Annotated in this window: 15 protein-coding genes; 10 read left to right on the plus strand and 5 right to left on the minus strand. The window is 69.8% G+C overall.

Annotated elements, in window-relative coordinates; all coding sequences use genetic code 11:
* Positions 1-10: 10 nt before the first annotated feature.
* Entirely contained in the window at positions 11-298 is a 288-nt protein-coding gene (locus P0084_RS15990) for a sarcosine oxidase subunit delta (protein ID WP_308917881.1), read from the minus strand.
* 10 nt (positions 299-308) lie between these two features.
* Positions 309-1,559, minus strand: a complete 1,251-nt coding sequence (locus P0084_RS15995) for a sarcosine oxidase subunit beta family protein (protein ID WP_308917882.1) — start codon at positions 1,557-1,559, stop codon at positions 309-311.
* Positions 1,560-1,828: 269 nt separating this feature from the next.
* On the opposite strand from P0084_RS15995, the gene P0084_RS16000 reads away from it, so the two are divergent.
* From P0084_RS16000 to P0084_RS16010, 3 genes are all read left to right on the plus strand, one after another.
* Positions 1,829-2,770, plus strand: a complete 942-nt coding sequence (locus P0084_RS16000) for an ABC transporter substrate-binding protein (RefSeq protein ID WP_308917883.1) — start codon at positions 1,829-1,831, stop codon at positions 2,768-2,770.
* Between the two features lie 99 nt (positions 2,771-2,869).
* Positions 2,870-3,886: a quaternary amine ABC transporter ATP-binding protein gene (locus P0084_RS16005; RefSeq protein ID WP_308917884.1), complete on the plus strand. Its 1,017-nt coding sequence runs from the start codon at positions 2,870-2,872 to the stop codon at positions 3,884-3,886.
* Positions 3,886-5,868: an ABC transporter permease gene (locus tag P0084_RS16010; protein WP_308917885.1), complete on the plus strand. Its 1,983-nt coding sequence runs from the start codon at positions 3,886-3,888 to the stop codon at positions 5,866-5,868. The genes P0084_RS16005 and P0084_RS16010 overlap by 1 nt, the downstream gene beginning before the upstream one ends.
* A 45-nt stretch (positions 5,869-5,913) precedes the next feature.
* Here the strand turns inward: P0084_RS16010 and P0084_RS16015 are convergent, their stop codons facing one another.
* The 3 genes from P0084_RS16015 to P0084_RS16025 are packed head-to-tail and all read right to left on the minus strand — an operon-like array spanning position 5,914 to position 9,475.
* Complete coding sequence (locus P0084_RS16015) at positions 5,914-6,690, minus strand: dimethylarginine dimethylaminohydrolase family protein (protein WP_308917886.1); 777 nt, start codon at positions 6,688-6,690, stop codon at positions 5,914-5,916.
* Positions 6,690-8,291: a 5-guanidino-2-oxopentanoate decarboxylase gene (locus tag P0084_RS16020; RefSeq protein WP_308917887.1), complete on the minus strand. Its 1,602-nt coding sequence runs from the start codon at positions 8,289-8,291 to the stop codon at positions 6,690-6,692. Before P0084_RS16020 ends, P0084_RS16015 begins: the two co-directional genes overlap by 1 nt.
* A complete protein-coding gene (locus P0084_RS16025; protein WP_308917888.1) occupies positions 8,288-9,475 on the minus strand; it encodes a pyridoxal phosphate-dependent aminotransferase in 1,188 nt (395 codons plus the stop codon). Before P0084_RS16025 ends, P0084_RS16020 begins: the two co-directional genes overlap by 4 nt.
* A gap of 123 nt (positions 9,476-9,598) precedes the next feature.
* On the opposite strand from P0084_RS16025, the gene P0084_RS16030 reads away from it, so the two are divergent.
* From P0084_RS16030 to tssK, 7 genes are all read left to right on the plus strand, one after another.
* The gene (locus tag P0084_RS16030) at positions 9,599-10,375 is read left to right on the plus strand and encodes an ABC transporter ATP-binding protein (protein WP_308917889.1); all 777 of its coding nucleotides are present in this window, start codon (positions 9,599-9,601) and stop codon (positions 10,373-10,375) included.
* Positions 10,376-10,411: 36 nt separating this feature from the next.
* On the plus strand, positions 10,412-11,176 hold the full coding sequence (locus P0084_RS16035; RefSeq protein WP_308917890.1) for a transporter substrate-binding domain-containing protein: 765 nt from the start codon (positions 10,412-10,414) through the stop codon (positions 11,174-11,176).
* 9 nt (positions 11,177-11,185) lie between these two features.
* Positions 11,186-11,935: an ABC transporter permease gene (locus P0084_RS16040; protein WP_308917891.1), complete on the plus strand. Its 750-nt coding sequence runs from the start codon at positions 11,186-11,188 to the stop codon at positions 11,933-11,935.
* Complete coding sequence (locus P0084_RS16045; RefSeq protein WP_374213688.1) at positions 11,893-12,717, plus strand: ABC transporter permease; 825 nt, start codon at positions 11,893-11,895, stop codon at positions 12,715-12,717. Before P0084_RS16040 ends, P0084_RS16045 begins: the two co-directional genes overlap by 43 nt.
* Before the next feature lie 61 nt (positions 12,718-12,778).
* The gene (locus P0084_RS16050; RefSeq protein WP_308917892.1) at positions 12,779-13,282 is read left to right on the plus strand and encodes an invasion associated locus B family protein; all 504 of its coding nucleotides are present in this window, start codon (positions 12,779-12,781) and stop codon (positions 13,280-13,282) included.
* Positions 13,283-13,422: 140 nt separating this feature from the next.
* Positions 13,423-17,931: a beta strand repeat-containing protein gene (locus tag P0084_RS16055; RefSeq protein WP_308917893.1), complete on the plus strand. Its 4,509-nt coding sequence runs from the start codon at positions 13,423-13,425 to the stop codon at positions 17,929-17,931.
* A 60-nt stretch (positions 17,932-17,991) separates the two neighbouring features.
* Positions 17,992-19,323 carry a type VI secretion system baseplate subunit TssK gene (tssK, locus tag P0084_RS16060; RefSeq protein WP_308917894.1) on the plus strand — a complete coding sequence of 444 codons (1,332 nt, stop codon included), beginning with the start codon at positions 17,992-17,994 and terminating at the stop codon, positions 19,321-19,323.

Genomic DNA, 19,323 nt, shown 5'->3' on the forward strand with positions numbered 1-19,323 from the left:
GAATGCGTATTCACGAGGATCGCCTCCGTTCCAGGGCGACGTCGCGCGCCAGGCGGACGTCCGTGATCTCATGGGTCGTCGTGTCGCGGGTCACGACCAACCAGGACCGGTCCCCGCCCTCGTGGAACCACAACTCCCGATGCGGACCGGCTGGGTTGTCCCGCAGATAGGCGTAGTCGTGGAAGGCGCGGGCGGCATCGTCCGCTTGCCAGTCGGGGCGGTCGATCAAGGACGCGTCGCCGAGATACACGAATTCCGATGCATCACGGGGGCCGAGGAGGGGATGATCGATCAACATGGCGTTCCCGTCAGTGTAGGTTGGGCTGGTTGCCCATGCCCTTCTCGTCGATCATCCGCCCGGTGCGGAATCGATCGAAGCGATAGGCGGCGGCGGTGTCGTGGGGCCGGCCGGTCGCCAGCAGGTGTGCGAAGGCCATGCCGCTGGCAGGCGTCGCCTTGAACCCGCCGTAGCACCAGCCCCCATTGAAATAGAGACCGTCGATATGGGTACGGTCGATGATGGGCGAGCCGTCCATGCTCATGTCCATGACGCCGCCCCACATCCGCAGCAGGCGGGCACGCCCGATCATGGGCATGATCGCCATGCCGCCCTCGCACACGTCCTCCACCACCGGCAGGTTTCCGCGCTGGGCATAGGAGTTGTAACCGTCGATGTCGCCGCCGAAGACGAGCCCGCCCTTGTCCGACTGACTGACGTAGAAGTGGCCTGCCCCGAAGGTGATGACGCCGGGCAGGATTGGTTTCAGCCCCTCCGTCACGAAGGCCTGGAGGACGTGGCTCTCGATGGGCAGGCGCATGCCCGCCATCGCCATGACGCGACCCGAATTGCCCGCCACCGCGACGCCGACCTTGCCCGCGCGAATGGTCCCGCGGGATGTCTCGACGCCCGTGCAGGCGCCGCCGTCCATCACGAAGCCCGTCACCTCGCAATTCTGGATGATGTCGACGCCGCGTCCGTCGGCGGCCCGGGCATAGCCCCAGGCCACGGCGTCGTGACGGACGGTGCCGCCCCGGCGCTGCGCCAGCCCGCCCTTGATGGGGAAGCGCGCATCGTCGAAATTCAGCCAGGGATACTCGCGTCGGATGGCACCCTGATCCAGTAGCTCGGCATCGGCCCCGTTCAGGATCATCGCGTTCCCGCGCCGGGTGAACGCATCGCGCTGGGCGTCCGTATGGATCAGGTTGACGATCCCGCGTTGAGACACCATCGCGTTGTAGTTGATGTCCTGCTCCAGCCCTTCCCACAGCTTCAGCGACATCTCGTAGAAGGGCTCGTTCCCGTCGAGCAGATAGTTCGACCGGATGATCGTAGTGTTGCGGCCGACGTTGCCGCCCCCGATCCAGCCCTTCTCGATCACCGCGACGTTCGTGATGCCGTACCGGCTGGCCAGGTAGTGCGCGGTCGCAAGTCCGTGGCCGCCCCCGCCTACGATCACCATGTCATATTCGGACCGTGGGGCGGCATCGCGCCAAGCCGGCCCCCACCCGCGATGTCCGCGCAGTGCCTGCTTTATGACCTCGAACCCGGAATAGCGCATGGATCGGACCCCCTCCACCGTTCCATATCGTCAAGAAAGGCGGCACGCCATCGCCGGATCGGACGTTCGATAGGCGGAATAGGACATTCGCCCGCATTCGCGAGAACCCGATTTTGCGAATGAGAGGAAAAAGTCTTGATTGACAGGAAAACCCTGCGAAGGTGCGGGGCAGGCCGACGGAACATAGCGGGACACCGCCGCACGGTCGCACGGACAGTGGGAGGTCGGGAACCGCCGGGGGGCGGCCGGGCCGCAGTGGGAGAAACAGCATGAAGAAGACAACGACCGCGCTCGTCGCCGGCATCCTGACGGCGTTGCCATGGGCCGTGATGGCCGAGGACAGCAGCGATCCGATCGTGATCCCGGTCCACAACTGGTCCTCGCAGATCGTGATGTCCAACGTGGTGGGCCAGATCTTCGAGGAGATGGGCCTGAACGTCGAGTACGTGACGACAGACAGCCAGGCGGTCTATGAATCCGTCCGCCTGGGCGACGTGACCCTGGAGATGGAAGTCTGGGAGGGCGCGTTCGGCGCCTCGTTCCGCGCGGCCATGGAGAAGGGCGGCATCGTCGACGTTGGCGATCACGACGCGGTCACGCGCGAGGACTGGTGGTACCCGATGTGGACCAAGGAGGCGTGCCCCGGGCTGCCATCCTGGGAAGCGCTGAACGATTGCGCCGAGTTGTTCCAGACCGCCGAGACGGGCGAGAAAGGCCGCTATCTGGATGGACCGGTCGACTGGCTGAAGCACGGCCAGGAGCGGGTGGAAGCGCTCGACATGGACTTCGTCGTCGTCAACGCGGGTTCAGCCGCCGCTTTGTGGGCCGAGATCGGCGCCGCGGAGGCGGACCAGAAGCCGATCGTGGTCTTCAACTGGACGCCCAACTTCGCCGAGGCCGTGTGGCCGGGGGAGTTCGTCGAGTTCCCGACATGGGTCGACGGCTGCGACAAGGACCCGTCCGTCGGCCCCAACCCCGACGCCCTCTACGATTGCGGCAATCCTGCCGACGGTTACCTGAAGAAGGCCGCCTGGGACGGCATGGAGGACAAGTGGCCCTCCGCCTATGCCGTGCTGGAGAAGATCAGCTTCACCAACCCGCAGATCGCGGAGATGGCGCGTCTGGTCGACGTGGACGAACTCGAGCCGGAGGAGGCCGCCGAGGAGTGGCTGGCCACCAACGAGGATGTCTGGCGGTCCTGGGTCGAGTGAACCGCAACTGACGATCCGGCCACACGGCCCTGTCCACGCATCGCGCGGACAGGGTCTTTCGCCGCCCCCGGGGCGGGTGGTCGCCTGGGGGGCAGGGGCATGACCGACCAATCGGTGATCGCGGCACGAAACGTGTGGAAGTTGTTCGGGCCCGATCCGAAGGGCTACCTCGCGGGGATGGAGGCGGGTCGGAGCTTCGACGCGATCCGGGCCGACGGGTACATCGCGGGCGTCAAGGACGTGTCGATCGAGGTGGCGCGCGGCGAGATACTGGTCATCATGGGCCTGTCGGGATCGGGCAAGTCGACCCTCGTACGGTGCTTCAGCCGCCTGCACGAGGTCTCGGGCGGCACCGTCTCCATCGAAGGCACCGACATCGGCGCGCTATCCGAGCGAGATCTGATCGAGTTGCGGCGCTCCAAGATGGGAATGGTGTTCCAGTCCTTCGGCCTGCTGCCTCACCGCACGGTCCTGGAGAACGTGGCATTTCCGCTGGAGATGCGGGGTCAGGACCGCCACGCCCGCCGCGAGCGCGCGTTGGAGGTCGTCAAGCTGGTCGGACTGGAAGGACGGGAGGACTATTTCCCCCGCGAGCTGTCCGGAGGCCAGCAGCAGCGCGTGGGCATCGCCCGCAGTCTGGCCATCGAGCCAGACATCTGGTTCCTCGACGAACCCTTCAGTGCTCTCGACCCCTTGATCCGCCGCGAGATGCAGGACGAGTTCCTGCGCTTGCAACGGATGCTGTCGAAGACCATCGTCTTCATCACCCACGACTTCGACGAGGCGCTGCGCCTGGCCGACCGCATCGCCATCATGAAGGACGGCGGCGTCGAGCAATGCGCCACACCCGACGAGATCGTGCTGAACCCGGCGACCCCCTACGTCGCCAAGTTCACCGAGGACGTCGACAAGGCGCGCGTCGTCCATGCCGGCAGCCTCGCGCGGCGCGACCTGACCGGCGAAGGCGTGCCGGTCGATGCGAAGGCGTCCGTGCAGGACCTCGCGCGGATGCTGGTGCAGGACGCGCGCGCCGCGATTCCCGTGACCCGGAACGGCGCGCCGATCGGCGCGATGCCCCGCGACGAGGCGCTGGACATCCTGGTGGGCGGCACCTGATGGCCGCGCTGTCCGAAGGCGCGCCCGCGGGATTCGCGGCACCCGCCCTGGGACGCAACCGGGTCGCCGTGGTCCTTCTGGCCGCCGCCGCCGTGCTGACGGTCGCGCAGTACGGGGGCCTGCTGCCCGCCGCCCTGCACCGCGTCCCCGAAAGCGCGGTCCCTCCCTTCGCGCCGATGCTGGATGCGGCGTTCAACTTCGTGAAGGACGACCTGGGCCTCCTGGCCCTGACGCGGTGGCTGACCGAAGGGCTGCAATGGGTCCTGGACGTCACCGCGAACCTGCTGTTCGGGAAGCGTCGCTGGCCGAACCTGGGACCCATTCCCTGGACCGCGATCGCGGCCGTGGCGGGCGTGGTCGGATACTATCTGGGCGGCTGGCGCTTGGCCTTGCTGGGGGCGGGGGTCTTCATTTGGACCGCGCTGATCGGGCAATGGAAGGACGCGATGGAGACGATGTCCGTCCTCGTCGTGGCGGCGCCCCTGGCCTTTGCGATCGGGCTGGGGCTGGGCATCCTGGCGTGGAAGCATCGCGCCGTGGACGCGGCCCTGCGGCCGATCCTGTCCGCGCTGCAGACGCTGCCCTTCTTCACCTACCTCCTGCCGGCGGTGATCTTCTTCAAGGTGGGCCCCACGGCGGGCGCGGTGGCGACCACGATATACGCCATTCCACCGATGATCCTGATGACGACGCTGGGACTGCAGAAGGTACCCGCCGAGGTGGTGGAGGCCGGCGAGATGTCGGGCGCGACCCGTTGGCAGCTGCTCCGCCACGTCTATCTGCCGTCGGCCCGGACGGAGATCCTGGTGGGCGTGAACCAGGTCATCATGCTGTGCCTGGCCATGGTCGTCCTGACCGCCTTCATCGGAATGCCCGGCCTGGGCGCGAAGCTGTTGTCGATGATGGGCAGCTTCAAGTTGGGCCGCTCGTTCGAGATCGGCATCACGATCGTCCTGCTGGCCGTCATGTTGGACCGCATGTCGAAGGCCTGGGTCGTCAAGCAGCCCGTCCATCACGAGAAGGGCACCTCCTGGTGGCGGTGCCACATCCATCTGGTCGTCGGGACGGTCCTGTTCGCGGCCTTCTGCGTCCTAGGACAGTTCGTCGAGGTCGCGACCGAGATCGGTCGGCGTCAGTCGTTCAGCCAGGGCAAGCTAATCGACACCTGGATCAAGTCGTTCCTGGCCATCGACGCGGTGCAGGCGGTGACGGGCTTCCTGCGGGCCTTCGTGAACGTCCAGATCCTGATCCCCTTCCGCAACTTCCTCCTGTCGATCCCGACGCCCGCCTTCATCCTGGCGGTCATGGCCTTCGCGATGTGGCTGGGCGGGCGGCGCCAGGCGATCGTGGCGGGGGTGTTCTTCGGACTGGTGGCGCTGTCGGGGTGGTGGGACAGATCGGTCATCACGCTCTATTCGGTGCTGTCCGCCGTCGCGATCGCCGCGCTGATCGGTCTGCCCCTTGCCATCGCGGCGTCGCGGTCGGAGCGGTGGTCGCGGCGCATCCTGCTGGCCTGCGACACGGCGCAGACCTTTCCCAGCTTCGTGTACCTGATCCCGGCGATCATGCTGTTCGGCATCACGGACATCGCAGTGATCTTCTCCATCCTGATCTTCGCCATGGTCCCGCTGATCCGCTATACCGTCGAAGGGCTGCGCACCGTTCCAGCCGAGATGACGGAGGCCGCCGACATGGCGGGGGCGACCGCGATGCAGAAGCTTTGGAAGGTGCAGCTACCGCTCGCGCTGCCGACCATGGCGGTGGGGTTCAACCAAGCGCTGATGTTCGCGTTCTTCATGGTCATCATCGCGGCCTTTATCGGCACGCAGGATCTGGGTCAGGAACTCCAGCGCACGCTGGCGGGGACCGATCTGGGCAAGAACTTCGTGCTGGGCCTGTGCGTCGCGCTGATGGCGCTGACCTTCGATTTGGTCATCCTGAAATGGGCCAAGGACCGCAAGCGGGCGCTGGGACTGGATTGACCTCGCCGGCCCGCGGGGCGGCGCTACGCCGATGGCCCCCGTCCGTCAGAACCGCAAGGACAGGCACGACATGCCGCCGTCCAGCTTGGCGCATTCCGCGTTGCCGATCGGGACGATGGCGAACCCTTCCCGGTCCAGCATCTCGGCCGTCCGGGGGAAGCCCGCGGGCATGATCACGACATCGTTGAATCGGATGCAGTTGGCGGCCGCCTCCTCGCCCGCGGGGACGCGGAGGACCCGGTAGCCGTCGAAGCAGCCCGACGCGGCCAGCCGTTCGGTGGCCAGGACCGTGTCGTCGGCGAGCAGCCCGCAATCTGTCTTGAGGTGCAGAACGCCGGCGGGCGTCCGGACCTCCCGCACGGAATGACCCCAGCCTTCGGTCACCGCACGCAGGGCGGCGACGCCGACCGTATCGGTGCGCGCCGACAGGCCGACAAGGACTTCGCGCGCGCTGACCAGGACGTCGCCGCCCTCGATACGACCTCGGGTCAAGGGTACGACCGTCTCGTAATGATCCCGCAACACGGGTTCGATCGTCGCAACCTCGCCCGCCCGCGACGGCGCGCTGGGACGCATCAGGACGGCGCCCTGCGGCAGGCACAGCGCCGTATCCTCCACGAATTGGGCATCGGGATACGCGGGCAGGGGCGGCAGGACGGTGACGGAAGCGCCCGTCTCCTCCAACGCGGCGACATAGGCGGCGTGGTCCGCGCGCATCGCGCCCAGGTCGGGCGTACCGATATCCTCCGCGCGCAGGCCGTCCACGGCGCTGTCGGCGGGACGACGCACGATGGCGCGGGTGAAGTGGGTCGCATGGGACATCAGGAACCTTCGTCGGATCGGTGGGCGGCGGGGATCGCGATCTCCAGCATCGCGGGGCCGTCGCGTGGGGACAAGGCTGCAACCGCATGCCTCAGGGACGTCGAATCCGGCGTGGCGAGGGCATGGGGGATGCCGAAGGACCGCGCGGCGTGGGCGAAGTCGGGCGGCGTGGGGTCGCAGCCCAGCGCGGGCGTGCCCGCGCCGCGCATGGCGGACGCGATCTCGGCATAGCCGCGGTTGTTCCAGACCAAGAACAGGATCGGCAGGCGCTCGTCCACGGCGGTCATCACCTCGGGCAGGGTGAACTGCGCGCCGCCGTCGCCCGTCAGACAGATCACCGGGGCGTCGGGGTCGGCGACCGCTGCGCCGATCGCCGCGGGTATGGCATAGCCCAATGCACCGAAGCCCGTGGCCGCGTTGAACCAGCCCCCCGGCCGATCGTGATCGTAGAATAGGTTGCCGGCATAGACGGGATGCGTCGAATCCCCGACGATCACCGCGCCGGGCACCGCGTCGCGCAGGGTTCCGAGCAGGTCGGATGCCGCCCGCAGGGCGGGCCCCATCTCGGCCCAGGCGGCAGCGCGCGTGGCCGCGGCTCGACCCGCCCCGTTCGCGGCGGGGGGCCCGGTCAACAGGGGCCGCAGGGCGGCCAGCGTCGCGCCTGCATCGGCGTGTAGGACCAATTTGGCAGGGTGGCGGACCAACTGGTCGGCGCAACGGTCGATGCGCACCAGTCCCCGCATCCGCGGCATCGTCCCGGTCGCGTACATGTCGAAGTCGGTGCGTCCCAACTCCGTCCCCACGGCCAGGACGACGTCCGCCCCCTCGATCAGGGCGCGCACGGCGCCCAGGCTGGGCGAGGCGGGAACGCCGAGCGGGTGGGCATGCATCGTTCCGCGGGCGTTGACGGTCTGCACCACGGGGGCGCCCAGGGCCTCCGCCACCGCGCGCAGGGCGGCGGCAGCGCGGCGGCATCCGCCACCCGCCAGGATCACCGGCGCACGGGCAGAGGATAGATAGCGCGCGGCCCGCACCACGGTGGCGGCGTCCGGTTCCGGCACCGCCACGGCCGCCGGCAGGGGCAGTGGCGGGCAGGGCATCGACGCGACGTCGAGCGGCACCGCGATGTGCGTGGGACCGGGCCGCCCCGTGGAGAAGGGCGCTATGGTGCGGTCGAGTGCGGGCCCCAAATCTTCGGGCGCATCGACCTGTTCGGATGCGAGCGCGACCTGCGCGGCCAGCGCGCGCTGGTTGGGCAGCTCGTGCAGATAGCCCAAGCCACGGCCCAGGCCGGCTGTCGCGCCCGCGCCCGACACGACCAGCATCGGCACGCTGTCGGCCCGGGCCTGCGCCATGCCGGTCAGCGCGTTCGTCAGGCCGGGCCCCGTGATGACGCAGATTGCCGCCGGACGTCCCGCCACGCGGGCATAGCCATCGGCCATGAAGGCGGCTCCCTGCTCGTGGCGGGCCGTCACGTGACGCAGTCCGGAGGCGGCCAATCCGCGATAGATCTCGACGGTGTGGACGCCGGGAATGCCGAATGCGACTTGAATGCCCCGCACCGCCAGCCCCTCGGCCAGCGCCGCGCCGACGGTCGTCATGCGGCGGCCACCGGCATGTCGCGGGCATGGTGCAGCATGCGGTCGATCCCGGCGTCGAAGGAGTCGTCGCCGGCCGTCAGCGCCACGCGCACCCATCCGTCGAGCGCAGTGCCGAAGGACGCGCCAGGCATGACCGCGACGCCGCCCCTGTGCAGCAGGTCGTGGGCATAGGCCGTGCCGTCCATGCCGGTGCCGCGCACGTCGATCAGGACGAACATGCCCGCGTCGGGGCGGTGGACGCGCAGCCGCGGCTCCCCCGCCAGGCGCTGGGCCAGCCGCGCGGCGCGGGCAGCGAAGCGGTCGCGCATGTCGACGGCCACCTTCGATCCGTCACGGATCGCGACTTCCGTCATGTCGGCGATGAACGGCTGGTTGCCGAACAGCATCGCCTCGACCACCGGCAGCAGCGCCTCGACGAAGGGCGCGGGCGCGATGCACCAGCCCGACCGGAACCCCGGCGCGGCATGGGACTTCGAGATGGACGAGACGACGACGGTCCGGTCCGCCAGATCCGCCCGCGCCAGCGGCGAGGAGAAGGCGCCGCCGTCGAAGATCAGATCCTCGTACACCTCGTCGGACAGAATCCACAGGTCGCGCTCCCGCGCCACCGTGCCGATGGCTGCGACGTCGTCCGCGGCCAGCACCGCGCCCGTGGGGTTGTGCGGCGTGGTCAGCAGGACGGCACGCGCGTCGGGCGTCGCAGCGGCGTCCAGATCGGCGGCGTCCATGCGGAACCCCCGTTCGGCACGCAACGGCACGGGGATCATCGTCGCCCCCGTGGCGCGCACCACTCCCTCGTAGGTCGCGTACATCGGGTCGCCCACCAGCACGGCGTCCCCGTTCTCCGCCATGCCTGCCATCGCGGCGAACAGCGCGCTCTGCGTGCCGGGAAAGCACATCACCTGGTCCGGGCCGATCGGACGCCCGGTCCGACGGGCGTAGCGTTCCGCCAGCGCCGCACGCAGCCCCGCCTCCCCCTGCCCATCGGAATAGCCGGTGCGGCCCGCGCGCATGGCGGCCACCGCAATCTCCACCAACGCATCGGGGGTGGGCACGTCGGGTTCGCCGATCGTCAACTCGATCACGTCGCGCCCCTGTGTCTGGAGGGCCTTTGCGGCTGCGTGCACCTCCCACTTGGCACCGCCGAGACCGTGGAGCCGGTCCATGATGGACGTGCGGCGCATCACAGATCCCGCGGCGGGGCGAGGTGGAGCGCGGATCCGGTCGGGACGGGTGCAGGCATTCGATCGGACCATCCTAACTCGGCGCTTGAACAATTATCCGGCGCAGGCCTTAATCCGCAACCCATGGAACCCGAACATCCGCACGAGGCCGCCGTGGCTGTGGAGGTCCAGGACCTCCACAAGTCGTTCGGCGGGCTGGAGGTGCTGAGGGGCGTGTCCCTGAAGGCCCGGCGGGGGGAGGTCGTGGCCATCATCGGCGGCAGCGGGTCCGGCAAGTCCACCATGCTACGCTGCATCAACTTCCTGGAAACGCCCAGCGCTGGCCGCATCGTCGTCGATGGCGAGCCCGTGGCCGTGCGCCCCGACGGCGCCCCCGCCGACCGCCGCCAGATCGAGCGGATCCGCACCCGGCTGGCGATGGTGTTCCAGGCCTTCAATCTGTGGACCCATCGCACCTTGCTCGAGAACGTGACCGAGGTGCCGATCCACGTCCTGAAGGTATCCCGTCGCGACGCGGAGGCCCGGGCCCGGGCGCTGCTCGACCGGGTCGGGCTGGCCGACAAGGCCGACACCTATCCCGCCTTCCTGTCGGGCGGGCAGCAGCAGCGGGCCGCCATCGCCCGCGCGCTCGCCGTGGACCCGTCCGTCATGCTGTTCGACGAGCCGACCAGCGCGCTGGACCCCGAACTTGTGGGCGAGGTGCTGGGCGTGATCCGCGACTTGGCGGCCGAGAGCCGTACCATGCTGATCGTGACCCACGAAATGGCCTTCGCGCGGGAGGTGGCGGATCACGTCGTCTTTCTGCTGGACGGCCGCATCGAGGAGGAGGGGCCGCCGGATCGCGTCCTCGGCCGCCCCCGTTCGGCTCGCCTGCGCCAGTTCCTCGGCGCGGTGGCCTGACATACGACGAAGACGACACCAACCGGGAGACCGAACATGAACAGAACCATCGCTCTGGCCGTGGCGGCCGTGATCGCCGCCACGCCCCTGGCCGCACAGGACGCGGTGCGCATCGGCATCGCCGCCGAACCCTATCCGCCCTTCGCATCGCGGGACGCGTCCGGCACCTGGGCCGGCTGGGAGGTCGACGTCATCGAGGCCGTCTGCGCCGCCGCGGAACTGACCTGCGAGGTCACGCCCACCGCCTGGGACGGCATCATCCCCTCGCTGACGGGCGGGCAGATCGACGCGATCATGGCGTCCATGTCCATCACGGAGGAGCGGATGCAGACGATCGACTTCACGGACGCCTACTACAGGACGCCCGCGGTGATCGTCGCCGACGCGTCGATGGACATCGAGCCGACGCCCGATTCCCTCGCCGGCAAGATCCTGGGGGTCCAGGCATCCACCACGCACCAGTCCTATGCGAACGAGTACTTCGCCGATGCGGAGATCCGGGTGTACCAGACGCAAGACGCCGCGAACCAGGACCTGGTCGCGGGGCGCCTGGACGCGATCCAGGCCGACAGCATCGCGATGTCGGACTTCGTCGGCTCCGACGCTGGGGCGTGCTGCGAGATCAAGGGCGCGGTCGCGGACGACCCCGCGATCCTGGGCCGCGGCGTGGGCGCGGGCGTGCGCAAGGGGGACGACGCCCTGCGCGAGGCCCTGAACGCGGGCATCGCCCGCATCCTGGAGGACGGCACCCATGCCGAAATCACGGAGCGCTACTTCGACACCAGCATCTATGCCGAGTAAGCGCCCGTCGTGACCGAACTGCTGGACGCGCTGGGCCTGACCCAGAGCGTGGCGCTCCTGTCCCTCCAGCCGCCGGGCTGGGGGGCGAACCTCCTCCGGGGGCTGGCGAACTCGCTGCGGATCGCGGCGGGGGCCTTCGCCTTCGGGCTGGCGATCGGCTTGGCCGGGGCTTGCGGGAAGCTCTATGGCGGCGTGATCCTGCGGGATCTGCTGGCGGTCTATACGACCGTGATCCGCGCGGTTCCCGAACTCGTGCTCATCCTGATCCTGTACTACGTGGGCACGGACCTGCTGAACCAGGCGGCGGCAGCGCTGGGATACGGACGGGTTGAGCTTTCGGGCGTGGCTGCCGGGATCTGGGTGCTGGGCATCGTTCAAGGCGCCTATGCGACGGAGGTCCTGCGCGGCGCGATCCAGGCGGTGCCACCAGGTCAGCTGGAAGCGGCGCGCGCCTTCGGCATGCCGCCCCTGACCGTGCTGCGGCGGGTCACGGTACCCGCCATGCTGGGCCATGCGATGCCGGGATTGGCGAACCTTTGGCTGATCGCCACGAAGGATACCGCGCTCCTCGCGATCGTGGGGTTCAGCGAGCTGACGCTGGAAACGCAACAGGCCGCCGCGAGCACCCGGGCCTATTTCACATTCTTCCTGGCGGCGGGGGCGCTGTACCTGCTGGTCACGCTGCTGTCCGGGGTGGTCTTCGCGCGCATGGAACGATGGGCACGTCGAGGCCAGCCGCCGGTCGGGGGCAGCGCGTGAGCATCCCCCTTTGGCGGGCGCTGCTGATGCCGCACCGGCTGGCGATCGCCGCCGTCTTCGCTGGTCTAGCTTTCTGGTGCGCCGTGTCGCTGCGCTGGGACTGGATTCCCGACTATGCCCCCCTGGCCGTCGAAGGATTATGGCGCACGCTGTGGCTGCTCGGGGCGAGCGTGGTGCTGGGTTTCCTGCTGGCCGTGCCGATCGGGTTGGCGCAGGCGGTGGGACCGTGGTTCCTAGCCTGGCCTGCGCGCATCTTCTGCACCGTGATCCGCGGCACGCCGCTTCTGCTGCAGATCTGGTTCCTGTATTACGGCCTGGGGTCGCTTTTCCCGACGATTCCCTGGATCCGCGGGTCCGAGTTGTGGCCGTACCTGCGGCAGGCCTGGCCCTATGCTTTGCTCGCCCTGACGCTGTCCTTCGCTGGATACGAGGGTGAGGTCATGCGCGGCGCGTTCCGCAACGTCGCCCGGGGTCAGTTGGAGGCCGCGCGTGCCTTCGGCATGCCGCGGCTGACGATCTTCCGGCGGGTCTGGTTGCCTCAGGCGGTGCGCAACGTCCTGCCCACCCTGGGCGGTGAGACTGTGCTGCAGCTGAAGGCCACACCGCTCGTCGCGACGATCACGATGGTGGAGATCTATGCCGTATCGTCGCGGGTGCGATCGGACACGTTCATCGTCTACGAGCCCTTGCTGTTGCTCGCCCTGATCTATCTCGGCATCGCCGGGGTGATCGTGGCGATCTTCGGGCGGATCGAGCGCCAAGTACCGGCGCGGGGCGGTTGACCCGTCGTCGAGCCAGCGTGCCATCGGCTTCGCGTTGCCAATTCGTAAACCATTGGGGCCCATGTCGGGTGGCATGCGCCTCGTCCTGACCGTCCTGTTGACCCTGACCCTGGCCGCACCCGTGGCGGCGCGGGACTGGTTCCAGCACCCCCATGGCGGGGCGCGCGCCTATTTCGGGCCGTGGCTGGCCATCTGCGAGGGGGGCGGATCGCGCGGTTGCCGTCTGGTCCAGGACGCGGGGCCGCGGGCCCAGGGGCGCATCGGCGCGGGGCGGATGACATTGCAGCGCGTGCCGGAGGGCTGGCTTCTGACTCTGTACGACGAAGACATGACCTGGCCCGGCCCCCTGTCCCTGACGGTGGACGGCGTTCCCCTGGGTGTGCCGACCCGCCCCGGAGCCCCCGGCGTCCCGGGCGCACCACGCACCGTGAACGGCACGCTATCCCCCGCCGTCGCATCGGCGCTGATCCGGGGCGGGCGGGCCGTGGCCACCTTCTCGGGCGGGGCTCGGACCTATTCGCTGCGCGGCGTGACCGCGGCGATGGAGGCGGTCGCCGCGCGCTAGGGCGACGACCCGCCGTCGACCTGCGGTTTCCCGATCGCGAACGGACCGTTGCCCTTGCGGGCGGATGCAGTCACGATAATGACGCGTCCAAGCGCTTTTCTTGTCCAGATCGTGGCAGCCCGCCGCCCGAGGTCCCGTCCGTGCCCCTGTCGTTTCCGCATCCCCGCCGCGCCGCCCTGTCCACCGCCACGGCGATGGCCTGCGTCCTGACCGCGCTGTCCGCCGGTGCGCAGACCGCGACCTGGACCGGCGCCGTCGACGGCGACTTCAACACGGACGGCAACTGGTCGACGGGCGTCGTGCCGAACGGCAACCCTGCGGTGCTGGACCAAGGCGCGGGTATTCCGCAGCCGACGCAGGGGGCCGGCCAGACGAACACGGTCCAATCCATGACGGTCGACGACGGCACGCTGACGGTCGGCGGTGCGATGACGGCCACGAACGGCTTCGACGTGAACGCCGACACGGTCGCGGCCACGCGGGGAATCCTGAACGTCACCGGCGCCGGCGCGCTGACCGGCGACGTCGCGAACGCGGGCACGTTCACCATCGCCGATACCGGATCGGTCACGGGAACGGTCACGAACGCGGATGGCGGCGTGTTCGATCTGGGCTTGGACGGGCGCATCCTGACGGGTGGCCTGACCAACGAGGCTGGGGGCCAGGCCACCACGGCGGGCGACATCGCGGGGGCCGTCGCGAACTCGGGCACGCTGGGCCTGTCGGCGGGCGCCCTCGGGGCCGGTCTGGGAACGACGGCGGGCGGCACGACGACGGTGACGGGCACGGTCTCGGTCGCGGGGAACACGACCGTGACGGGTGCCGTGGGGAACGCAGGCGCGCTTTCGGTCGCCGGCGGCGGCGCGTTGACCGCGGACGGTGCCGTGGACGTGGGGAACGGCGGTACGCTCACGGTGCAGGGGGGCGCTGCCGCGACCACGAACGCCGCGCTGGACGTCCGGTCCGGCGCGACGCTGACCATACAGCAGAACGGCGTGCTGGCGAATACCGGCGCGGCCACGGTCGCCGGAACGGCGGACCTGGCCGGTCAGGTCACGGGCGACGTCGAAGCGGTGGCGGGCGGACGGGTGGATATCGCATCCACCGGGCGGGTCGATGGCACGTTGACCGTCGGCGGGTCGCCCACCGTCGCGGGTGCGGCGACCATCGCGGCGAATTCGGGGGCCAACGTGAACGTGGGCACGCTGGTCGTGAACGCGGGGGGGGACGTCACCTCCGCCGGGCGGATCGGCGTCGCCACGGTCGGCGCGGGCGGCGACTTGACCTTGTCGGACGGTGCCGTGGATGGTGCGCTGACGCTCGCCGGTCCCGTCGGGGCGCTTCCCGCAGGTGCGGTCGCGGTGACGGGCGGCGTCACGGTCGCAGGCGACGTTTCCGGCGCGGGCGACGTGACCGTGTCGAACGGTGCGACCCTGACGCTGGCTCCCACCGCGGCGTTGACGAACGCGGATGGCGGCACCCTGACCGTGGAGGATGGCAGCACGTTGAACGCCGCCCGGGAGGTCGCGCTGTCCGGCGCCGGCGTCATCGACGGCAGGATCACGAACGACCTGGGAATCGAGGCGATCACGGGCGACCTGACGCTGGGCCGCACCGGTTCGGTCGGCGGCACCTTGCGGGTCGCGGGCGACGCCACCCTATCCGGCGATGCGACGGACCGCGCGCAGGTGGCCGCCCTATCGGTCCAGACCAGTGGCGACTTGGAATCGAACGCCGCGATCGCGGGCGACGTGACCAGCGCGGGCGAGACGTCCCTCCTGAGCGGATCGGTCGGCGGTGGCCTGACGGTGCAGGACGGTGGCGACGTGGATACTGCGGTGGCCATCGCGGGGAACGTCGCGACCGCGGGCGTGCTGACGCTGAACGGCGGCTCGGTCGGGGGGACGACCACCGTGCAGGCGGGCGGCGATGCCGATGTCGAGGGCACGGTCGCCGCCACCGGCGCGATCACCGTCGAGCGGGCAGCGGGCGGTCTGGGGGCGGCGCGGTTGGACGTGGGCGGCGCGGGCGATCTTACGGCGAATGCGGGCATCACCACGGAGGCTGGCACCGCGCTGACCATCGCGGATGGGGGCCGTCTGGCCAGCACCGCGGCCACGGGCGTGACCCTGGGAGGCACCGCCGACGTGGGGGGCACCCTTGCGGGAACCGTGTCGGTGCTGTCGGGCGGCGATCTGGACGTCGGGGCCACAGGGTCGGTTACGGGCGGCGTCACCAGCTTGGGCGACGTCGACGTGGCCGGCTCCGTGGGGGTCCTGCGCGTGGAGGCCGGCACCGCCGCCCTCCGCTCCGCGGGCACGGTCCAGGGGGCCACGACCGTCGCGGGCGGCACACTGACGGGTGCGGGGGGGACCCTTGCCGGGACCACCGACGTGCAGACCGGTGGCACCCTGTCACTGACGGGTGCGGTCGCCGGGTCGGGCGCGGTGATCAACGCGGGGCGGATCGAAGGGACGGGTTCGCTCGACCTGACGGGCACGCCCGCCGCGACGCTCACCAGTTCGGGTGTCGTGGACGGCAACGTGACCCTGTCGGCGGACACCATCGCGTTGCAGGCCGGTTCCCAAACTGGCGGCGGCGCGATCCTTCGAGGGGCCGTCGGAAACGCGGGCACTCTGACCCTGTCGCGGAACCAGGCGCTGGCGGGGGACCTGACCAACGGTGGCTCCGCTACCCTATCGGCAACGATCGACGGCGCTGGCAACGCGTTGCGCAACACCGCCACCGCGTCGCAGGCTGATCCGACGCGGGGTTTGGCCATCACCGGACAGGTGACGGGCCTGTCGACCTTCGCCAACAGTGGAACGACGTCCGTGAGCGGACGCCTGGGTGCCGCGGACGTCCGGAACGACGCCGGGACTCTGACGCTTACGGGTCGCATCGATGGCGCTGTGGCGAACGCCGCGACGCTGCGGGCACAGGGGATCATCGGCGGCGTCGTGGACAACGACGATCTGATGGCCCTCACGGGCGACCTCAGGGTGGACGGCACGCTTTCGGGCGACGGCGACGTGCTTGTAGGCGATGGAACGCGTTTGACGACCACGGGAACCGACCTGTCCTCCGGGGGCGTGCTGACCCTGGGCGGCACCCAGGCGATCCGCAGCTTGGCAGACGTGGCCGACGCACCCGGACCCGGACAGGCCGCCACTGACGCGCGCCTGTCCAGCGATCTGGCCCTCGCGGGCGGCGCGCTTGTCGCACGCGGCGGCGGACGGGTCGACGGCACAGTGTCGGGACCGGGCACCATCACGATGCAGGACGGTCGCGCGGACGGTCGCCTGACCGTGGGCAGCCTGACGGGCGAGGACACGATCCTGCGCATGGATACGGACCTGGCCGATGGCGCGACCGACCGGATCGTCGTGCGCGGCGGTGCCACGACGGGTCGCTTCCTGGTGGCCCTCCAGGACCAGGACACGCTGATCCAGGGTTCCCCCGTGGGGGAGGTGCTGTTGATCGACGTCGATTCCGATCGGACGGACAACGCGTACGACGCCGCCTTCGATCTGAGCTCGCCGCTTCCATCCGCGAACCGCTTGGTGTTCCGTTTGAACCAGCGCGCCGCCGGCCTTACCCTCGAAAGCCTGCTGAACCCGCAGATCGCGGGGATCGCGGGCAACGTCGCGCTGACGCAGTCGCTGGTCGGCAGCCTGATCAACCGACCGAGCTCCCCCTTCGTGGTCGGCTTGGCGGTGGAGGACGAGCGTCCCTGCGGTGCCGGGCTGTGGTCGCGTGGCCAAGTCGGCTCGGCCGATGCGAGCGGATCGACGACGTCGGGCGGCGCGACCCTCGGTTCGACCATCGAGGCGGACTTCCAAGGTGTTCAGCTCGGCGGCGACTTCGCTTGCTTCCAGGGCGCGGTGCGGGGCTTCGACGTCGCGCTGGGCGCGATCGCGGGGTACAATCGCGCGACGACGTCGCAGCCGGTGCTGGCATTCGACGTTGCGACCAACACCCAGACCTCGACCGTCACCTCCCGCACGGAGGGGGAGATCGACCAGCTCTATGCCGGTCTCTACGCGGCGCTGGTCCGCGGGGCGTGGTCGGGCGACCTGCAACTGCGATACGAAGATACGTCGTTCACGTTCGACAACCCCGCTGGCCTGGCCTTGACGGACCGTACCCTCGACACGGATGGCGTCACGCTCAGCGGGTCCGTCAGCCGGGCGTTCACGCTGCCCGCCGACGGGTGGTCGCTGGTCCCGACGGTCGGCTTCTCGGTCACGCGCAACTCGGGCGGGACGCTGACGTTCGACGACGGCTCGCGGCTGGACGTGGACGGGCAGACCCAGAAGCTGGGCTTCGCGGGTGCGACCGTCGCCAAGACGCGGATCGCCGCGTCGGGCCGGTCGCTGTTGAACGTGTTCGGGACGGCCACCTATTACGGCGACTTCACGGACGATCTGGACTCGCGGTTCACGGTGGCGACCGCGCCGGACGCACCGCAATCGCTGTCGTCCGCGCCGTTGGGCGATTACGGCGAGATCAGTGCCGGGGTGAACTATGTCCGGATCCTGGACGGGACACGGGGTCGACAGTTCAACGCGGCGGCGCGCCTGGACTATCGCACCGGGTCTTCGCTGGACGGCTTGGCCTTGACCGCGCAGGTACGCTGGCAATTCTGAGGGGCGGCACGGCGCCGGGCCGGGGGCCGTTCGGCCCTATGGGCAACGGAGGGAGGGGCGATGTCGCTCTATAGCAAGGTCGCCTGGTCCGAAGGCCTGTTCCTGCAGCCGCACCACCTGCAGCAGGCGGACCGGCACGTCCTCGCGATGCTGGACGCTCGCCTGCGCCACGCCCGGCCCTATCCCTGGGGCATCTCGGACATGGCCCTCGACCGGGACCTGATGCAGCAGGGCAAGGCCGGCCTGCGGCGCGTGGCCGGGGCGATGCCCGACGGCCTGGCCTTCGACGCGCCCGCCATGGCCGCGCTGCCCCTGCCGGTCGCGGTTCCCGACGACGCGGCCGGATCCTTCGTCTGGCTGACCCTTCCCGAACGAGCCCAGAACGGCCGCGAGGTCGGCCCCGACGAGGAGGGCGCGACCGCGCGTTATCGCCTGGCCGTCGAGACGGTGGTCGACGACGCGGCCGCCGCCCGATCCGAACAGGTCATCGAGATCGCGGAACCCCGGCTGGAGCTGACGGTGCGCGAGACCCCGCGCCCCGGCTATCAATGCCTGGCCCTGGCCCGCATCACCGAGGTCCGGGACGGCGTGGTCAGCGTCGACGACGCGGTCCCGCCCCCCGCCCTGGTGCTCGCGGCCCATCCAGTGCTGACCGGCTATCTCGACAGGGTGATCGGTTGGATAGAGGCGAAGCTCGATTCGCTGGCCCGCTATGCCGCCGATCCCAGCGCGGGCGGGGGGATGCAGGCCAACGACTATCTGCTGCTGATGATCCTCAATCGGGAGATCGGCGTCCTGCGCCACATGGCGGGCGTCCATGCCATCCACCCGGAGGATCTGTTCCGCCGCCTGGTCGGCTTGGCGGGCGAGTTGGCGACCTTCGACGGAGGCGCACGCCGGGCGCAGGACTATCCGACCTACGACCACGCCGCGCCGCATCTGGCGTTGCGGCCGGTGGTGGCCGACATCCAGCGGTCGCTGTCGCGCGACGTCGGCCGCGCGGTGCGGCTGGACCTGCGGCAGGTGCGCGACAACAGCTATATCGCGCAGGTCGCCGACCGCGCGCTGTTCCGCAGCGCCGACTTCGTGGTGGAGGTGGCCAGCGCCAAACCCATGTCGGAGGTACAGTCCCGGTTCCCGCAACTGGCCAAGGTCGGTCCCAACACGCGCATGTCCGAGATCGTGCGCAACAACTTGCCAGGCATTCCGCTTGTCCACCTGCCCAACCCGCCGCGCCACATCCGCGTCGTGCCGTCGAACGTCTACTTCCTGATTGATAAGCAATCTCCGATGTGGGCGGAATTCTCGACAGCGCCAGCGATCGGGATGCATTTTGCGGGCGACTGGCCGGAGCTGTCGCTCGACCTCTGGGCCATTCCGGGGGGCGGTTGA

The organism is Jannaschia maritima, assembly GCF_030973515.1.
Classification (GTDB): domain Bacteria; phylum Pseudomonadota; class Alphaproteobacteria; order Rhodobacterales; family Rhodobacteraceae; genus Jannaschia; species Jannaschia maritima.

Coding starts and splice junctions, on each gene's coding strand:
- P0084_RS15990 (WP_308917881.1), bottom strand. CDS start 298: ATGTTGATCGATCATCCCCTCCTCGGCCCCCGTGATGCATCGGAATTC.
- P0084_RS15995 (WP_308917882.1), bottom strand. CDS start 1,559: ATGCGCTATTCCGGGTTCGAGGTCATAAAGCAGGCACTGCGCGGACAT.
- P0084_RS16000 (WP_308917883.1), top strand. CDS start 1,829: ATGAAGAAGACAACGACCGCGCTCGTCGCCGGCATCCTGACGGCGTTG.
- P0084_RS16005 (WP_308917884.1), top strand. CDS start 2,870: ATGACCGACCAATCGGTGATCGCGGCACGAAACGTGTGGAAGTTGTTC.
- P0084_RS16010 (WP_308917885.1), top strand. CDS start 3,886: ATGGCCGCGCTGTCCGAAGGCGCGCCCGCGGGATTCGCGGCACCCGCC.
- P0084_RS16015 (WP_308917886.1), bottom strand. CDS start 6,690: ATGTCCCATGCGACCCACTTCACCCGCGCCATCGTGCGTCGTCCCGCC.
- P0084_RS16020 (WP_308917887.1), bottom strand. CDS start 8,291: ATGACGACCGTCGGCGCGGCGCTGGCCGAGGGGCTGGCGGTGCGGGGC.
- P0084_RS16025 (WP_308917888.1), bottom strand. CDS start 9,475: ATGCGCCGCACGTCCATCATGGACCGGCTCCACGGTCTCGGCGGTGCC.
- P0084_RS16030 (WP_308917889.1), top strand. CDS start 9,599: ATGGAACCCGAACATCCGCACGAGGCCGCCGTGGCTGTGGAGGTCCAG.
- P0084_RS16035 (WP_308917890.1), top strand. CDS start 10,412: ATGAACAGAACCATCGCTCTGGCCGTGGCGGCCGTGATCGCCGCCACG.
- P0084_RS16045 (WP_374213688.1), top strand. CDS start 11,893: ATGGGCACGTCGAGGCCAGCCGCCGGTCGGGGGCAGCGCGTGAGCATC.
- P0084_RS16050 (WP_308917892.1), top strand. CDS start 12,779: ATGTCGGGTGGCATGCGCCTCGTCCTGACCGTCCTGTTGACCCTGACC.
- tssK (WP_308917894.1), top strand. CDS start 17,992: ATGTCGCTCTATAGCAAGGTCGCCTGGTCCGAAGGCCTGTTCCTGCAG.